Origin of the sequence: Streptomyces sp. NPDC058872, assembly GCF_042743065.1 — a bacterium.
Classification (GTDB): Bacteria; Actinomycetota; Actinomycetes; order Streptomycetales; family Streptomycetaceae; genus Streptomyces.
Genome location: NZ_JBHYMK010000054.1, coordinates 1 through 17,332 on the forward strand (window position 1 = coordinate 1; position 17,332 = coordinate 17,332).

Here is a 17,332-nt window from a genome sequence, read left to right on the forward strand (position 1 = left end):
GGGAACATCGTGTTCCGTGGCCGTCCGCCGTAGGGTCGGCGCCCTCGTTCAGGACCAGGCCGCGACGAAGTACCCCACGCCGTACGGAGCGTCCTCGAAGAGCAGTCGGCCGTCGAGCCCGGCGCCCTCGGCAGCACCCGCAAGGACTTGCCAGGGGGCCCGGCCGGCCGCTTTGAGCGCGGACGCGAGCCCGGCGTCCAGCGCGAGCAGCGCGGCCGTGTCCGCCGCGGCCAGCGCCCGGGCGGCCTCGGCGTCGAAGCCGGCGGCCCGCTCGTCCAGGTAGCCGGGGGCCTTCACGGTCCGGCAGGCACTGCCGTCGCCCAGGACGAGGAGGGCGACCCGCTCCGCGGAGGCGGCCAGCTCACGGCCGGCGCCCGCGCAGTGGTCGGGCGTGGCCGCCACGTCGACCCCCAGGCCCTCGACCGGTGCGCCGGCCCAGTGGGTGCGGGTGAGGAGCCAAGCGCCGACGGCGAGCGAGGGGGGAAGGGTCCCGCGTTCGCCGGGGAGCGCCCCGTCGCCTTCGGCGAGGGGGGCGGTGTCGGCGGAACGGTCGGCGCCGCTCCCGGACGGGCCCTCGCCGAGGCGCACGGAGAGGTCCACGCCGAAGCCCGCGAAGGAGCCCGTCGTACCGCCCGGGTAAGCGCCGTGGGCGCCCGCCCCGACGGGCCCGACGACGTACAGCCGCTCGGGGCGGGCGGCGGCGAGCAGTCCGACCGCGTCCACGCAGGCTGCCCGGGCGGCGTCCAGCTCGGGGGCGGCGCCGGTCGCGACCTCGGGCACGAGGAGCGGCGGGCAGGGGCAGACGGCAGCGGCGACAAGCATGATCCGCAGCCTACTGCCCGGTGGTCCGATCTCCGGGGCCCGGCCGGGGGAGGATCAGACGACGGCTTCTTCCTCCCCGGCCTCCGCCTCGACGGTCGGGTCGGCCGAGTCGTAGACCATCTCGGCGATGGTCAGGGTGACCTCGCTGAGGGTCGCGGCTCCCTTGACGATGACGAGGTAGCCGTCCCCACCCGGGAGGCGGTACACCTCGCGCCACTTCTCCCGCATCGGCGTCCGGCACGTCCGGGTGGCGGCCCGCATGGCTCTGCGGGCGTCCTCCCGGGTGCCGGAGATCCGGGCGACGACCTCGGTCAGGTACGAGTCCCCCGACACGAACTGCGCGACGACGACCCATTTCCCCACGTGCTCCCCCTCCGGCGGCCGGTGTGACGCATGTGCGCCCCGTGTCAGTGGTTCCCGCAGGCCGGCGCGTCAACCGCGGGCAGGGGCTCCGGGACGCCGATCTTCGGAAGGCCGAGCAACACGCCCGCCGGCTTGGCGGCGACCGCTGCGGTGCGCTTCTCCCAGGCGTCGCCCGCACGGGTGCGGCGCACCGACCCGACGGGCCCCTCGGCGAGCAGGTGGTGCGGGGCGGCGTAGGTGATCTCGACGGTCACCACGTCGCCGGGACGGACGTCCTCGGTCGGCTTGGTGAAGTGGACGAGCCGGTTGTCGGGGGCGCGGCCGGAAAGGCGGTGGGTCTCGCCGTCCTTGCGTCCTTCGCCTTCCGCGACCATGACTTCCAGGGTGCGGCCCACCTGCTTCTTGTTCTCCTCCCAGGAGATCTCCTCCTGGAGGGCGACCAGACGCTCGTAGCGCGCCTGCACGACCTCCTTCGGGATCTGCCCCTCCATGGTCGCCGCCGGGGTTCCGGGACGCTTGGAGTACTGGAAGGTGAAGGCGTTCGCGAAACGGGCCTCGCGAACGGCGTGCAGGGTCTGCTCGAAGTCCTCTTCGGTCTCGCCGGGGAAGCCCACGATGATGTCGGTGGAGATGGCCGCGTGCGGAATGGCCGCGCGGACCTTCTCGATGATCCCTAGGAAGCGCTCCTGCCGGTAGGAGCGGCGCATGGCGCGGAGGATCGAGTCGGAGCCGGACTGGAGCGGCATGTGTAGCTGCGGCATGACGTTCGGCGTCTCGGCCATGGCCGCGATGACGTCGTCGGTGAAGTCCCGGGGGTGCGGCGAGGTGAAGCGGACCCGCTCCAGGCCCTCGATCCCGCCACAGGCACGCAGCAGCTTGGAGAAGGCCTCGCGGTCGCCCAGGTCCGAACCGTACGCATTGACGTTCTGGCCGAGCAGCGTGATCTCGGAGACGCCCTCGGCGACCAGTGCCTCGATCTCGGCGAGGATGTCGCCGGGACGGCGGTCCTCCTCCTTGCCGCGCAGGGCGGGGACGATGCAGAAGGTGCAGGTGTTGTTGCAGCCCACGGAGATCGAGACCCAGGCCGCGTACGCGGACTCGCGGCGGGTCGGCAGCGTGGAGGGGAACGCCTCCAGCGACTCGGCGATCTCGACCTGCGCCTCCTCCTGGACTCGGGCGCGCTCCAGGAGGACGGGGAGCTTGCCGATGTTGTGCGTACCGAAGACCACGTCGACCCACGGGGCCTTCTTGACGATGGTGTCGCGGTCCTTCTGCGCGAGACAGCCGCCGACGGCGATCTGCATGCCGGGACGCGCGGTCTTCATCGGGGCGAGTCGACCGAGGTTGCCGTACAGCTTGTTGTCGGCGTTCTCACGGACCGCGCAGGTGTTGAAGACGACGACGTCGGCGTCGCCGTCCGCGCCCTTGGGAGCACGGACGTAGCCCGCCTCTTCCAGCAGACCGGAGAGCCGCTCGGAGTCGTGGACGTTCATCTGGCACCCGTAGGTGCGGATCTCGTAGCTTCGAGTAACGCCCACTTCGTCCACCGCTCCGGCCCGGTCACTGCTGCTGGTCATGCCTCAAGGGTAAGGGGGCCCGGCAGTGCGCCTTCCCCCGCGTTCCCGGGCCTCGCGGTACCGCGGTCCGGGGACGACGGGGCGACCCGGCGGGGACGTTCCTCCGGGCGCTGACGAACGGGCGGGGCGGGCCCCGTCGGCACGGGACGTGCCGACGGATTCGACGCGGGTGTGCTGCCCCCTGGGGACGGGGGGCCGTTCGACGGGCTCGGAAGGGGGTGCCAGGAGCGGACAGGGGACGGTCCTCAAGATCACCGAACGTTCTCCGACGCTAGCCGCAGGTGCCCGTGGGGCCCGGCAGGACACACGGTGCCGCCCTCGCAGGAAGGACCGCTCACCGCTTCGGCGGAGCCACCCGGGATCCGACGCTCCGACGAGCCTGGTCAGGGGAGGCGGTGAGCTGGCAGGATCGCCGCATGCTCGCCTCGCTCTCCCGTGCCGCCCGCCGCCGTGCCCTGGTGCTCCCGGCCGCGCTGCTCGTGCTGTGCGGGGCGCTGGCCTGGTGGCTGTATCCGTACGGCGCCCCCTCCCCGAGCGGCTCCGTCACCTTCAGCACGGGGGTGCCCACCGGCGTTTACCAGCGCTACGGGAGACTGCTCCAACAGGCCCTCGCCCAGGACCTGCCCGAGGTCTCGATAGCGCTCGAGGACAGCGAGGGCTCCCAGCAGAACCTGGCCCGGGTCGCGACCGGCGAGGCCGACTTCACCATTGCGACGGCCGACGCCGTGGCCCAGTACCAGCGCGACCGCCTGCCCGGCTTCGAGCGGCTGCGCAGTTGTGCACGGCTCTACGACGACTACGTGCAGCTCGCGGTGCGCAAGGGCTCGTCAGTGCGGAGCGTGAAGGACCTGCGGGGACTCCGGGTCGGCGTGGGGCAGGACGGCTCCGGGGTGCGGCTGATCGCCGACCGGGTCCTCGCGGCAGCGGGCCTGACCCCCGACCGGGACGTCGTACCGGTCTCGGCCGGCATCGACACCATGCCGGTGCTCCTGGAGCAGGACCGTCTCGACGCCTTCTTCTGGTCGGGCGGCCTGCCCACCCAGGCGATGCAGACGCTGTCCGAGCGCTTCCCGATCCGGCTTCTCCCGCTCGACGCCGACCTGGTCGACGGGTTCCACGACGTGGGCGAGTCGACCCGGCACTACCGGTCGGCGCTCATCCCGGCGGACACCTATGCGAAGGCGCAGGACGGACAGTCGGTGGAGACCCTGGCGGTGGCGAACCTCCTGGTCACCACGGTGGACGCCGATGAGGACCTGGTGGAGGGCTTCACCCGCACGGTGATCAGGAGCCGGGACGGAATAGGCCGGCAGGTCCATCCGGCCCAGTTGGTGGACCTGCGCACCGCCGTCTACACCGATCCCCTGCAACTCCACGACGGCGCCCGCCGCTACTACCGCTCGGTGAAGCCCTGACCTCCGCGCCTCCCGGCCTTCCCGCCGTTACCGTCCGCCGGAGCCCCGACCGGCCTCCCGCTCGGCGGGAGCGTGCCGCGGGACGGTGACCGTGACCCGCAGTCCGTGCGGCTCGTTCGGTGCGAAGCCCATGCCGCCGCCGCCCGCCGCCAGCAGGACGCGCGCGATGGAGAGGCCGAGGCCCGAACCCTTGACGTTCTGGTGCCGGCCGGAACGCCAGAAGCGGTCTCCGACCCTGGCGAGCTCTTCCTCCGTGAGGCCGGGACCGTGGTCGGCCACGACGACGGAGACGCCCGCCCCGTCGGGGGCGAGCGCGACCACGACCACGACCTCCTTGCCGGGCGGGGTGAACTTCAGCGCGTTGTCGATCACCGCGTCGAGTGCGCTGGAGAGGGCCACCGGATCCGCCCAAGCGGTCGCCGCGGCACACTCTGCGGTCAGGGCGACGCCCTTGTCCTGGGCGACCGGACGCCAGGAGGCGACCCGCTCCTCGGCGAGTGCCCCCACGTCGGTGAGCCTCAGCTCGGCGGCCGTGTGCTCGGCCAGGGCGAGGTCGAGCAGGTCGTCGAGGACCTGGGCGAGGCGTTTCCCCTCGGTCCGGACGGAGGCGATCTCCTCGTTGCCCTCGGGAAGCTCCAGGGCGAGCAGCTCGATCCGCAGCAACAGGGCGGCCAGCGGGTTGCGCAGTTGGTGGGAGGCGTCCGCGACGAAGGCCCGCTGCTGTTCGAGCGCATCCTCGACGTGATCGGCCATCTCATTGAACGAGCGTGCGAGACGGCGCAGTTCGGGCGGTCCACCGGCGGCGGCCACACGGGAATTCATCCGGCCGGTGGCGATGTCGTGGGTGACGGCGTCGAGCACCCGCACCGGCCTGAGCACCCAGCCGGTGAGCCGGAAGGCGGCACCGACGGCGAGCAGCATCGCGGCGGCTTCGCCCACGAAGATCAGCAGCCAGCCGCGCAGGATCTCGGAACGGAGCCGCCCGGTGGGCGAGTCGGTGACGACGACGGCGACGACGTCTCCGTCACGGACCACGGGCGAGGCGATGCTGAGGACGGCGTCCCGTTGCCAGGGCCAAACCTGCGGCGGATCATGGCTGCGGCGCCCGAGCAGTGCCTCGTTGAAGGCGCGCCGGGCCTCCCCCTCGTACGGGACGACCCAGCCTTCGGGGGCCGCGGCCATGGCCCGGTTGTCGCGGTAGTAGACCCCTGCACGAATGCCGTAGACGTCGTGGTAGCTGGTGAGTTCGCCACGGAGGGTGATCCGCCGCTCATCGGTGCCGAAGGGGTTCTCGCTGACGAATTGGGCCAGCGCGGCAAAGCGGGCGGCGTCGTCGAGCCGGTCGACGACGACCCGCTGCTGCTCGGAGGCGGCCAGGCTGGCGGCGAGCGGGAAACCGAGGGCGAGCAGCACCCCGGCCATGAGCACGATGAGCAGCGGAAGGAGTCGGGTGCGCACGCGGAAAGCCGTCCGGGGTCAGGCGGAGGGGGCGACGAGGCGGTAGCCGACGCCCCGCACGGTCTCGATCAGAGCGGGCATCCGCAGCTTGGAGCGCAGGGAGGCGACGTGCACCTCCAGGGTGCGGCCGGTCCCCTCCCAACTGGTCCGCCACACCTCGCTGATGATCTGCTCACGGCGGAAGACGACTCCGGGGCGCTGGGCCAGGAGGGCGAGCAGGTCGAACTCCTTGCGGGTCAGCGGGACGCTCTCGCCGTCGACGCTGACGCGCCGGGTGGGCAACTCGACGGTGACGGAGCCGAGCTGCAACAGGGTCCCGTCGACGGCTCCCGGGGCACCGGCCGGTTCCTCGGTTCCGGTGCTGCGCCGGCTGACGGCATGGATGCGGGCGAGGAGCTCGCCGGGGTCGTAGGGCTTGACGACGTAGTCGTCGGCGCCGAGGTTGAGGCCGTGGATCCGGGAGCGCACGTCGCTGCGCGCGGTCACCATGATCACGGGAGTGGTGGTGAGCTTCCGGATGCGACCGCAGACCTGGTAGCCGTCCTGGTCGGGCAGGCCGAGGTCGAGCAGGATCACTCCGTACGAGGGGCGCTCGCCCTGTGCCGTGGGCAGCACGGCCTGCAGCGCCTCCTCGCCGTTGCGGGCGTGGGTGACGGCGAAGCCGTGCTTGGCGAGGATCGCGGAGAGCGCGGCGGCGACGTGGTCGTCGTCCTCGACGAGCAGCAGTCGCATGCGTGCCTCCTCCGTGGTGGTGATCGTGGTGCGGTCTGTGGCGATCCGCCGGTGGCGGCCCTTCTGTGTACCAGGTGGTACCAAGGCATGAACACCGAACATCGGCGTCCCCGTCAAGTGCCCGCCTGTTGCACCCCTGTTTCTGTTATGCACCCGGTACGACCACCCGCGTCACGTTCACGCGGTGTGTCCGTTTGAAGCCGTATCGTTATCCTCAATTTCCGCTCAGATGTGATGACGCTCATCACATCGGGTCTCTAGTGTCCTCCCCAACCGAGGAGGACGGAGCAAAAGGCCGATGAGCGGAGAGTCAGTGTCCAAAGGCCCCGAGGACACCGCGCACGCCGCGGACGACCTGGTCGTACTGTCCGACGTGAACAAGCACTTCGGTGCCCTGCATGTCCTCCAGGACATCGATCTGACGATCACCCGCGGCGAGGTCGTGGTCGTCATCGGACCCTCCGGGTCCGGAAAGTCGACCCTGTGCCGCACGATCAACCGACTGGAGACCATCGACTCCGGAACGATCACCATCGACGGCAGGCCACTGCCCCAGGAGGGCAGGGAGCTCGCCCGCCTGCGCTCCGACGTCGGCATGGTCTTCCAGTCGTTCAACCTCTTCGCGCACAAGACGGTGCTCGAGAACGTGATGCTGGGCCAGATCAAGGTCCGCAGGACGGAGAAGAAGGCCGCCGAGGAGAAGGCCCGCACCCTGCTCGACCGGGTGGGGGTCGGCACCCAGGCCGACAAGTACCCCGCCCAGCTCTCCGGCGGCCAGCAGCAGCGCGTGGCGATCGCCCGCGCCCTCGCGATGGACCCGAAGGTGATGCTCTTCGACGAGCCGACCTCGGCCCTCGACCCGGAGATGATCAACGAGGTCCTGGAGGTCATGCAGCAGCTGGCCCGGGACGGCATGACCATGGTGGTCGTGACCCACGAGATGGGCTTCGCGCGCTCCGCCGCCAACCGGGTCGTCTTCATGGCCGACGGTCGCATCGTCGAGCAGGCGGCGCCCGAGGAGTTCTTCAGCAACCCGCGCAGCGACCGGGCCAAGGACTTCCTCTCCAAGATCCTTCACCACTGAGCGAGTTCGGACCTATTCTTCCCAACTCACGTCTACTCAAGGGACTTTCCTCCATGAAGCTTCGCAACGCCTCCGTCGCCGCGGCAGCCGCCGTCGTCCTCGCCCTGACCGCCACCGCCTGTGGCGGCGGCTCCGACTCCGGCAGCAACGGCGACAAGATCACCGTCGGCATCAAGTTCGACCAGCCGGGCCTCGGCCTGAAGACCCCGGACGGCACGTACGCCGGCTTCGACGTCGACGTCGCCCGTTACGTCGCCAAGGAGCTCGGCTACTCCGAAGACAAGATCAACTTCAAGCAGGCGCCCAGCGCCGAGCGCGAGAACCTGATCAAGAACGGTGACGTGAAGTTCGTCGTCGCCAGCTACTCGATCAACGACAAGCGCAAGAAGGAGGTCGACTTCGCCGGTCCGTACTTCCTGGCCCACCAGGACCTGCTGGTGCGCGCCGACGACAACTCGATCACCAAGGTCGAGGACCTCAACTCCAAGAAGCTCTGCTCGGTCAGCGGTTCCACCTCCGCGCAGAACGTCAAGGACAAGCTCGCGCCGCAGGCCGACCTCCAGCAGCTCGGCGGCTACTCCGAGTGCCTCACCGGCCTGGAGAACAAGGCCGTGGACGCCCTGACCACCGACGACTCGATCCTCGCGGGCTACGCCTCGCAGAAGGAGCACGCGGGCAAGTTCAAGCTCGCCGGCCTCCGGATGAGCGACGAGAAGTACGGCATCGGCCTCAAGAAGGGCGACGAGGAGCTGCGCGGGAAGATCAACGAGGCGCTGAAGAAGATGGTCTCCGACGGCACCTGGGAGAAGCTCGTCCAGACCCACTTCGGGCCCTCCGGCTACAAGTCCGAGGCCGCCCCGGCGATCGAGGACTGATCCGCCCCCGTCTCCGCGGTGACGGCCGCCCCCGCTCGGGCGGCCGTCACACCGGCACCGGCCGCCGCCCACGCGGCGGCCCCCACACCGACCGACCACCAGGGGAGAGCGCGGGGCATCGTGTTCGACTTTCTTGATTCCGGGCAGTACGACCTGCTCGGCGCCTTCTGGGTGACGGCTCAGCTCACCCTCTACTCGGCGATCGGCTCGCTGGTCTGGGGCACCGCCCTGGTCGCGATGCGCGTCAGCCCCGTCCCGGTGATGCGCGGCTTCGCCACCGGGTACGTCAACACCGTCCGGAACACCCCGCTGACGGTGGTCATCGTCGCCTGTCTGCTGGGGCTCAACCAAACCCTGCTCGTCACGCTCGGCGGAGACCGGTCCGAGAGCATCGGCTTCCGACTCGCCGTCCTCGGACTCGTCGCCTACACCGGCACGTTCGTCTGCGAGGCGCTCCGCTCGGGCATCAACACCGTCCCGCCGGGCCAGGCGGAGGCCGCCCGTGCGCTGGGCCTGAGCTTCAGCCAGGTGCTCCGCCTGGTGGTCCTCCCGCAGGCCTTCCGTGCCGCGATCGCCCCGCTCGCCAACGTCCTGATCGCCCTCACCAAGAACACCACCGTGGCCGCCGCGATCGGCGCCGCCGAGGCGGCCTTCCTGATGAAGGAAATGATCGAGAACGAGGCCGACGCGCTCTTCGCGGTCTTTAGCATCTTCGCCTTCGGCTTCATCGTCCTCACCCTCCCCACCGGCCTGCTCCTGGGCTGGGCGGCCAAACGACTGGCGGTGAAGCGATGAGTTCCGTCCTGTTCGACACCCCCGGCCCGCGCGCCAAGCGGCGCAACCTCCTCTACACGATCGCCTTCCTGGTGGTGCTCGCCCTCGTGGCCTGGTGGGTGCTCGCCGCCCTGGCGGCCAAGCACCAGTTGGACGCGGACAAGTGGAGCCCGTTCGTCACGGACTCCGAGGTCTGGACGACCTACCTCCTGCCGGGGATCACCGAGACCCTCAAGGCCGCCGCGCTCTCCATCCTGATCGCGCTGCCGCTCGGCGCGGCCCTCGGCATCGGTCGGCTCTCCGACCACCGCTGGGTGCGCGTGCCGGTCGGCATGGTGGTGGAGTTCTTCCGCGCCATCCCGGTACTACTCCTGATGGTGTTCGCCAACCAGGCCTACCGCGAGTTCACCACCGTGAGCTCCGACTTCCGCCCGCTGTACGCGGTCGTCACCGGTCTGGTGCTCTACAACGCCTCCGTGATCGCCGAGGTCGTCCGGGCCGGAGTCCTCTCGCTGCCCAGGGGGCAGGGCGACGCGGCCGTGGCACTCGGCATGCGCAAGGGGCAGACCATGATGCACGTCCTGCTGCCGCAGGCCGTGACCGTCATGCTGCCCGCCCTGGTCAGCCAGCTCGTCGTGATCGTCAAGGACACCGCACTCGGCGGCGCGATGCTCGGCTTCGCGGAGCTCCTCAGCCAGAACCGGCAGATCACGGCCAACTACGGCGCCAACACGATCGCCACCCTCACGGTCATCGCGCTGATCTACATTGCCATCAACTTCCTTCTCACCAGCCTCGCCGCCCGGCTGGAGAAGCGACTCCGGCAGGGCCGGAAGTCACCCTCGGTCCCCCTCCCCGCCCAGGCGGGAGCCCCCGAGGTGAAGTCGGAAGCAACCAGCGGCACCTGATCCCAGAGGGGTCCATGACACCCACGGGGTGGGCCGGAGCGGCATCGACACCAGGTCGACCGCACCGCGCCCACCCCGTCGCTTGACGCGGGAACCCTCAGTGGGTTGCATACGTTCTGTGATCAACCACCGGGCTCGTGCCACACTCCTCTGTGCTGCCCTCATGACCATCCGGCCTTCAGGAGCCGCGCCGTGGATCCGGTGATCATCGTGGGCGCGGGGCCGGTCGGCCTCGCGCTCTCCCTCGCGCTCTCCGCACAGGGCGTGCCCAGCGTCGTGCTCGACGAGAGCGGCGGAAAAGAGGAGCCCCGACCGGCGCGGAGCGTGGTCCTCCGCGCCGACATGGCCTCGATGGTCGAGCGGCTCGGCTGCACGACCCTCCGTGACGAAGGCGTGCGCTGGGTCGGCTGGCGCGGCATGCGCCGTCGCCAGGTGGTCCGCAGCCTCGCCCTCGACCTGGGGCTCGGCGGGACGGAGGAGTGGTCAGAAGCGCCTGGTGCTCCCGCTCCCCCGGCCGCCCCGCTGCACATTCCCCAACACGCCCTGGCCCGCGGACTGCGCGACGCCATCTCCCGTCAGAAACTGATCCGGCTCGTCACCGAGGCCCGCCTCGACGGCATCGAGCAGGACCGGGACGGGATCATCGCCCACACCAGGGGGCCGGAGGGCACCTGGTGGCGCGGCAGCCACCTGGTCGGCTGCGACGGGGCCCGCTCGACCGTGCGCAAACTGCTCGGCATCCGCTTCCCCGGACGCACCGCCGTGGAACGACATGCCGTCGCCGCGCTGCGCACCGAACTCCCCTGGCCGGGGGAGGCCCTGCTGCACCGTCAGCCCCCGTGGCGCGGTGCCGAAGAGATCACCGCGCGCCCGCTGCCCGACGGGGTGTGGCGCATCGACTGGCTCCTACCGCCCCGCGGGGACCTGGTCACCCCGGACGCGCTGGTCTCCCGGATCCGCGAAACCCTGGCCGGCTGGTGCGAGGGGATGACTCCCCCGTACGAACTGATCGACACCGGCGTCCACACCGTGCACCACCGACTCGCCCGCCGCTGGCGGGTCGACCGGGTCTTCCTCGCCGGGGACGCGGCACACCTGGTCGGCGCGGTCGGCACCCAGGGCCTCGACGAGGGGTTGCGGGACGTGGACAACCTCGCCTGGAAACTCGCACACACCTGGCACCACGGAGCCTCGGACCGGCTTCTCGACAGCTACCAGAGCGAGCGGCGAACCGCCGTCGCCACCCGGCTGCGCGCAGCGGACCAATCGCTTCCCGTACTGCGCGGCGGCGGGGGGCTTCGGACGTACCTCCCCGGAGCCGCGCGGAGCCATGACGCCCTGCTGACCGACGGCCACCTGGGGCGCGGTCCGCTCGGCGCCCCTCCGGCGTACCCCCACTCCCCCCTCTCCCCCCCGTACACCGAGGGGCAGACGCCCGTGGGCACTCCTCCGGGCGCCCCGGTCGAGGACGTTCGGGTGACCGCCCCCGACGGCACGACCGTGCGGCTCAGGGACCGGCTCGGCCAGGGTCGCCTCCTGGTGCTCCTGGTCGCCCCCGGCACCGAAGTGTGGGATCGACGGCACTGGCAGAGCGCCGGAGTGATGCCGCGGCTCGAAGAAGCCGTCCAAGCACTCCCGGCGAAGGCCGAGGTCCTGGTGACGGAGGACTATCCGGGGGCCCCGGCCCATGCAGTCCTGCTCGTGCGACCCGACGGACATCTCGTCGCCGCCTTCTCGGGGGTTCGTCCGGAGGAGTTGTACGCGGCAGCCGACGCGGTCCGCGGCGGCCCGGTTGACGAACCGCAAGCGGCCGAGGAAGCCCCGGAAGTGTCCACGGAGAACGGGCGCACGGCAGACGTGGTGTGAGCCCCGTCCCCGTGTGCAGGGACGTCTGGAAGGGTGCCGGGCACTGCCGCCACCCCGGTGTCGGACGACTCGCTCTCCAAGGCCCTCAGAACGCGGGCCCACCGCGCCCCCGCCCCCGGCCCTTCCCCTGCGCGATCAGGAGCGATCAGGTGGAGTGCTGCACATGGCCTCACTCCCGGGGCACCGCGTGAAGGAGTGAGTCCTTCTGTCCCCCCGCGTCAGAAGGACTCGCTCCAGAAGCTCCCCATGTAGATGTCCATTGCGGGAACACCCTCTTTCGGCCCGCACGAAAACGTCCGTGCTCCGGACGCCTGCCGCAGAGCACCCGGCCCATGAGCGCTCACCAGACGACCGCTCCCCCGAGCCGGTCGTCCGAGGCGCCCCGCCCCGTGATTCCCTTCTCAAGCGCCCCCCAGAGACGCCTCCCTTGACGAAGGCCTCAAAAGGGCTCGTCCAGCCCGTCCACATCCTCGCCCTCGGCCTCCAACGCTTGACGGACGACACGGAGCGCCATGCCCTCCGGGTACCCCTTGCGAGCCAGCATTCCTGCGAGCCGGCGCAGTCGCCGGTCTCGCTCGAGACCACGGGTGGCCCGCAACTTGCGGTCCACGAGCTCGCGCGCCGTGGCTTCCTCCCGCTCGGAGTCGAGCTGGCCCACGGCCTCCTGGATGAGGGTCGGTTCAACCCCTTTGGTGCGGAGTTCCCTGGCAAGGGCTCGCCGGGCGAGACCCCGTCCATGGTGGCGGGACTCCACCCAGGCACCGGCGAAGGCGGCGTCGTCGATGAGACCGACGTCCTCGAAGCGGGAGAGGACCTCTTCGGCCACCTCGTCGGGGATCTCCCGCTTGCGCAGCGCATCCGCGAGTTGCTTGCGCGTGCGGGGGTTCCCGGTGAGCAGACGCAGACAGATCGCGCGCGCTCGCTCAGCGGGATCCTGAGGTGACAGCTCCTTCTCGGCCCTCGACGAGTCGGGACTGTCACCCGGCCATTCGGTGCGACCGGTCACCGGTCAGCTCTTGACCGCGGTGGCCTTGGTCGCCTTCGCGCTCTTGCTCGCGGGAGCAGCGGCGCTCTTGGCGTCGTCCGCCCCGGCCGCGTCGGAAGCACCTGCCGCGTCTGCACCCGGCTCGGCCGACGGGGCATCGGGGCGGACACCGACGCCCAGCTTCTCCTTGATCTTCTTCTCGATCTCGTTGGCGAGGTCGGGGTTGTCCTTCAGGAAGTTACGGGCGTTCTCCTTGCCCTGGCCGAGCTGGTCGCCCTCGTAGGTGTACCAGGCGCCGGCCTTGCGGACGAAGCCGTGCTCCACGCCCATGTCGATCAGGCCGCCCTCGCGGCTGATGCCCTGGCCGTAGAGGATGTCGAACTCGGCCTGCTTGAAGGGGGGCGCGACCTTGTTCTTGACGACCTTGACGCGGGTGCGGTTACCGACCGCTTCCGTGCCGTCCTTCAAGGTTTCGATGCGGCGGATGTCGAGGCGCACCGAAGCGTAGAACTTCAGGGCGCGTCCACCGGTCGTGGTCTCCGGCGAACCGAACATCACGCCGATCTTCTCGCGGAGCTGGTTGATGAAGATCGCGGTGGTCTTGGACTGGTTGAGCGCGCTGGTGATCTTCCGGAGGGCCTGGCTCATCAGGCGGGCCTGGAGACCCACGTGCGAGTCGCCCATCTCGCCCTCGATCTCCGCTCGCGGCACGAGGGCTGCGACGGAGTCGATGATGATCAGGTCGAGCGCACCGGAGCGGACCAGCATGTCGACGATCTCAAGGGCCTGCTCGCCGTTGTCCGGCTGGGACAGGATGAGGTTGTCGATGTCCACGCCGAGCTTCTTCGCGTACTCGGGGTCGAGGGCGTGCTCGGCGTCCACGAAGGCGACCTGTCCGCCGGCCTTCTGGGCGTTGGCAACGGCGTGCAGGGTCAGGGTCGTCTTACCGGACGACTCCGGTCCGTAGATCTCCACGACACGACCGCGCGGCAGACCGCCGACACCGAGGGCGACGTCGAGGGCGGTCGATCCGGTGGAGATCACCTCGATCGGCTCCTGGGTGCGGTCGCCCATGCGCATCACGGCGCCCTTGCCGAATTGGCGTTCAATCTGTGCGAGCGCGGCGTCGAGCGCCTTCTCGCGGTCGGTTCCTGCCATGGGTTCCACCCGGTTTGCTTGAGTCGATCGCTTCATGTGAAAGACGCTAACCCCTGCCACTGACAATGGGCTCCGACGTCCCTTCCGGCCTGTGGACAACTCGGCATCGAGCCCGTGATTCCAAGGGCCAGACCTTCATGAGAATGGATGTTCGATTTTAGTGTCAAGCAAGCCACGCGGGAGCCGGGCCACCTTCGTGCGCCTTGCGCCGGTGAAGGCCGCACACCGTCGGGCACGGACGCCACCGGGCGCGTCGGGGCGGGGGTGCGGGGTGCGGCACCGGGACACTGCACTCCGCGGTCCGACGACACGGACGGTCGACATCACGCGCGGCCGTCCTCGGGTCGACCACCGTTCGGCAACGGCACGGGGGGCCGCAGGGCGCCTTCCAAGATCACCGCCATGGCGATGAGACCGGTCAACGTGAACATCAAGGCCCTTGACGACTCGGCGATCGGCCGGTTCTGGGCGGAGGCGCTCGGCTGGGGGACATCCAGTGAGGCCCCCGGGGTGACCCATGTGGAACCGGGAGGCGGATTCGTCTGGCCGGATCCGGTCGCCGTCTGCGTGGACGTGGTGACCGTCCCGGAGCCCAAGTCTTCGGCGAAGAACCGCGTCCACCTCGATCTCGCCACCACCTCCGCGACCCACCAGGCAGAGCTGGTCGAACGCCTCCGGGCCCTCGGCGCGACGCCCGTGGACCTGGGGCAGGGCGACGTCCCGTGGACGGTCCTCGCCGATCCCGAGGGCAACGAGTTCTGCGTACTGGAACCCCGGGAGGTCTTCCGGGACACCGGGCCGATCGCCATGGTGGTGGTCGACTGCGCCGACCCCCGGGCGATGGCGCGGTTCTGGGGCGAGGCGACGGACTGGACGCTGCACGAGGTGACGGACGATTACGCGCGGCTGCGCTCCTCCCAGGGGGTCGGCCCCTATGTGGAGTTCTTCCGGACGCCCGACGGGAAGACCGCTCCGGACCGCGTCCACCTCGACCTGCTGCCGTACCCCGGTGCCGACCAGACGGCGGAGGCCGCCCGGCTGAAGGGCCTCGGCGCCGTCCCTCTCGACCTCGGCCAGGGCGCGGTCCCCTGGACCTGTCTGGTCGATCCCGAGGGGCACGAGTTCTGCGTCCTCGCTCCGCCGCGCTGACGGGGTGCTTCACCTCCCGAAGGGCCCCGGGGCGGTCGCGGCCGGGGTTTCCGGCTCCGAGGGGGCGGATGCCTGCGGTCACCCGCCTCCGGGCGGGAGGGGCCCGTGCGGGGCCGCCGCCATCGGCAGCAGCTCCGGTCGCTTGGCCCGCCGGTCGTCGCCGGACGAGCGACCCCGTAGGCGCCGGCCGAGCCAGGGGCCGAGGAAGGATCCGATCCAGCGGAGTTCGGCGGTCACTGCTCCGAAGCCCTCGGAAGGGTTCCCCGGGGGCAGGGGCCGGGTCCAGGAGTCGTCGGAATCGGGCAGGGCGAGCGCCTGGGCGACCGCTGCGGCGATGCGCGCATGGCCGAGCGGTCCGGCGTGCAACCGGTCGGGGCTCCACAGCCGGGGGTCGGTGACGACGGGGTGGTGGGAGGTTTCGACGACGGTGACGCCGTGTCGGCGCGAGGCCGCACGGATCCTTTCGTTGAGCGCCTCGACCCGGGGGGCGAGCGGTCGGGCGAGTGGGGTGATCCGGCCGACGTCGGGAAAGGTGAGGGTGACGACGCGGGCCCCTTCGCCGGTCAGGGCGGCGAACATGGACTCCAGGTGCCCGGCCGTTCCGTCCGGGTCGAAGCGCGGCCGCAGCAGGTCGTTGACGCCGGCGACGACGGTGGCGAGGTCCGGCCGGAGCGCCAGGGCGGGAGCGAGCTGTTCGGCTCGGACCTGCCCGGCGAGACGGCCCCGTACGGCCAGGTTGACGTAGAGCACGTCGGGGTGTTCGCGGGCGAGCAGTTCCGCGAGCCGGTCCGCCCAACCGCGCAGCCCGGTGGCGTCGTCGCCGTCACCGAGCCCCTCGGTCTGGCTGTCCCCCAGGGCGACGTACCGCAGAAACGTGCCGTCAGTCATGGCCCCGCCTTTCCTCGATCCCCACACCCTATTCAATTATTCCACTAGAGAACTTTGCCAGTACCCTGACGCTCCGACTCAGGATTCCTTCTTGTGCTGCAGGGCCTTCTGCAGACGGGCCACGACCGCCTCGCCGTACCGGCGGTGGCCGTGGACGCGGGGGTCGTCGGTCACGTCGTAGCGCTTCACGTACGCACCGAGGAAGGCCTGCAAGGTGGCGACGGCAGGAATGGCGATCAGCGCGCCGACCGCGCCGAGCAGCGCCGTTCCGGCGATGACCGAGCCGAAGGCCACTGCCGGGTGGATGTCCACGGTCTTGGAGGTGAGCTTCGGCTGCAGCACGTAGTTCTCGAACTGCTGGTAGACCACCACGAAGCCGAGCACCCACAGCGCGTACCAGGGGTTGACGGTGAAGGCGATCAACATCGGCAGGGCGCCGGCCAGATAGGTGCCGATGGTCGGGATGAACTGCGAGACCAGGCCGACCCACACCGCGAGCGCCGGGGCGTACGGCACCCCCAGGATCTCGAAGACCACGAAGTGCGCGATGCCCGAGATCAGGGCCATCAGACCGCGCGAGTACAGATACCCGCCGGTCTTGTCGACCGCGATCTCCCACGCCCGCAGGACCTCGGCCTGCCGGGCGGGCGGCAGTACGGAGCAGAGCGCGCGCCGCAAACGGGGCCCGTCGGCCGCGAAGTAGAACGAGAACAGGAAGATCGTGAGGAGCCGGAAGAGCCCGCCGAGGACGGTGGCGGACACGTCGAGGACACCGGAGGCACTGTTCTGCACGTACTTCTGCAGCCATTCGGAGCTCAACACGCTGTCCTGGACCTCGACGCGCGACAGGTCCGTGTGGAAGGTCTGGTTGATCCAGTTGATCAGCGAGTCGAGGTACTTCGGGAAGTTCTCGACCATGTCCACGATCTGGCCGGCGAGCATCGAGCCGAGGAGGACGACGAAGCCGATGCTGACGATCGTGACGGCGAAGAAGACGAGGAAGGTGGCGAGGCCACGACGCATCCCCCGGGCCGCCATGCGCCCGACCGCCGGTTCGATGGCGAGCGCGAGGAAGAAGGCGAGCAGGATGTTGACGAGGAGGCCGACGAGCTGGTGGAAGGCCCAGTTGCCCAGCAGGAAGCACGCGTACAGCGCGAAGGCCAGGACGAGCGCGCGGGGCAACCAGCGCGGCATCCTCGCCGCACCGGCCGACGCCCCGGTGGCCGGCTCCGACTCGGCGGCGGGCGGAGCGGCGGGCGGAGCGGTCGCCGCGGCGCG

General features: G+C 70.5%; 16 protein-coding genes. 7 read left to right on the forward strand and 9 right to left on the reverse strand.

The window, feature by feature from the left end:
- Positions 1–48: 48 nt before the first annotated feature.
- Genes ACFW22_RS27780 through miaB form a run of 3 tightly spaced genes read right to left on the reverse strand, consistent with a single transcriptional unit; the run spans position 49 to position 2,762 of the window.
- Positions 49–822: a class III extradiol dioxygenase subunit B-like domain-containing protein gene (locus ACFW22_RS27780; protein ID WP_386409569.1), complete on the reverse strand. Its 774-nt coding sequence runs from the start codon at positions 820–822 to the stop codon at positions 49–51.
- Positions 823–876: 54 nt separating this feature from the next.
- Complete coding sequence (locus ACFW22_RS27785; protein ID WP_386409571.1) at positions 877–1,185, reverse strand: hypothetical protein; 309 nt, start codon at positions 1,183–1,185, stop codon at positions 877–879.
- 44 nt (positions 1,186–1,229) lie between these two features.
- The gene (gene miaB, locus ACFW22_RS27790; protein ID WP_386409573.1) at positions 1,230–2,762 is read right to left on the reverse strand and encodes a tRNA (N6-isopentenyl adenosine(37)-C2)-methylthiotransferase MiaB; all 1,533 of its coding nucleotides are present in this window, start codon (positions 2,760–2,762) and stop codon (positions 1,230–1,232) included.
- A gap of 416 nt (positions 2,763–3,178) precedes the next feature.
- Here miaB and ACFW22_RS27795 point away from each other — a divergent pair, with 416 nt between their 5' ends.
- The gene (locus ACFW22_RS27795) at positions 3,179–4,177 is read left to right on the forward strand and encodes a TAXI family TRAP transporter solute-binding subunit (RefSeq protein WP_386409637.1); all 999 of its coding nucleotides are present in this window, start codon (positions 3,179–3,181) and stop codon (positions 4,175–4,177) included.
- Positions 4,178–4,204: 27 nt separating this feature from the next.
- Here ACFW22_RS27795 and ACFW22_RS27800 read toward each other — a convergent pair whose 3' ends face one another.
- Both ACFW22_RS27800 and ACFW22_RS27805 read right to left on the reverse strand, forming a co-directional pair.
- Positions 4,205–5,635 carry an ATP-binding protein gene (locus tag ACFW22_RS27800; protein ID WP_386409575.1) on the reverse strand — a complete coding sequence of 477 codons (1,431 nt, stop codon included), beginning with the start codon at positions 5,633–5,635 and terminating at the stop codon, positions 4,205–4,207.
- 18 nt (positions 5,636–5,653) lie between these two features.
- A complete protein-coding gene (locus ACFW22_RS27805; protein ID WP_386409577.1) occupies positions 5,654–6,367 on the reverse strand; it encodes a response regulator transcription factor in 714 nt (237 codons plus the stop codon).
- A 298-nt stretch (positions 6,368–6,665) separates the two neighbouring features.
- On the opposite strand from ACFW22_RS27805, the gene ACFW22_RS27810 reads away from it, so the two are divergent.
- The 5 genes from ACFW22_RS27810 (at position 6,666) to ACFW22_RS27830 (ending at position 11,874) form a co-directional block, all read left to right on the forward strand.
- Entirely contained in the window at positions 6,666–7,451 is a 786-nt protein-coding gene (locus ACFW22_RS27810; RefSeq protein ID WP_386409579.1) for an amino acid ABC transporter ATP-binding protein, read from the forward strand.
- A gap of 53 nt (positions 7,452–7,504) precedes the next feature.
- Positions 7,505–8,326: a glutamate ABC transporter substrate-binding protein gene (locus ACFW22_RS27815; protein WP_386409581.1), complete on the forward strand. Its 822-nt coding sequence runs from the start codon at positions 7,505–7,507 to the stop codon at positions 8,324–8,326.
- A 120-nt stretch (positions 8,327–8,446) separates the two neighbouring features.
- A complete protein-coding gene (locus ACFW22_RS27820; protein ID WP_386409583.1) occupies positions 8,447–9,121 on the forward strand; it encodes an amino acid ABC transporter permease in 675 nt (224 codons plus the stop codon).
- Positions 9,118–10,008, forward strand: coding sequence for an amino acid ABC transporter permease (locus ACFW22_RS27825; RefSeq protein WP_386409585.1), 891 nt, complete (start codon positions 9,118–9,120; stop codon positions 10,006–10,008). Before ACFW22_RS27820 ends, ACFW22_RS27825 begins: the two co-directional genes overlap by 4 nt.
- 192 nt (positions 10,009–10,200) lie before the next feature.
- Positions 10,201–11,874 carry an FAD-dependent monooxygenase gene (locus ACFW22_RS27830; RefSeq protein ID WP_386409587.1) on the forward strand — a complete coding sequence of 558 codons (1,674 nt, stop codon included), beginning with the start codon at positions 10,201–10,203 and terminating at the stop codon, positions 11,872–11,874.
- Positions 11,875–12,313: 439 nt separating this feature from the next.
- On the opposite strand, the gene recX is transcribed toward ACFW22_RS27830, so the two are convergent.
- Positions 12,314–12,880: a recombination regulator RecX gene (recX, locus tag ACFW22_RS27835; RefSeq protein ID WP_384880359.1), complete on the reverse strand. Its 567-nt coding sequence runs from the start codon at positions 12,878–12,880 to the stop codon at positions 12,314–12,316.
- 3 nt (positions 12,881–12,883) lie between these two features.
- Entirely contained in the window at positions 12,884–14,017 is a 1,134-nt protein-coding gene (gene recA / locus ACFW22_RS27840; protein WP_386409590.1) for a recombinase RecA, read from the reverse strand.
- A gap of 402 nt (positions 14,018–14,419) precedes the next feature.
- Here recA and ACFW22_RS27845 point away from each other — a divergent pair, with 402 nt between their 5' ends.
- Positions 14,420–15,166: a VOC family protein gene (locus tag ACFW22_RS27845; protein ID WP_386409592.1), complete on the forward strand. Its 747-nt coding sequence runs from the start codon at positions 14,420–14,422 to the stop codon at positions 15,164–15,166.
- Positions 15,167–15,244: 78 nt separating this feature from the next.
- Here the strand turns inward: ACFW22_RS27845 and ACFW22_RS27850 are convergent, their stop codons facing one another.
- Positions 15,245–16,054, reverse strand: a complete 810-nt coding sequence (locus ACFW22_RS27850; RefSeq protein ID WP_386409594.1) for an SGNH/GDSL hydrolase family protein — start codon at positions 16,052–16,054, stop codon at positions 15,245–15,247.
- Positions 16,055–16,132: 78 nt separating this feature from the next.
- Complete coding sequence (locus tag ACFW22_RS27855) at positions 16,133–17,248, reverse strand: AI-2E family transporter (RefSeq protein ID WP_386409639.1); 1,116 nt, start codon at positions 17,246–17,248, stop codon at positions 16,133–16,135.
- Positions 17,249–17,332 lie beyond the last annotated feature (84 nt).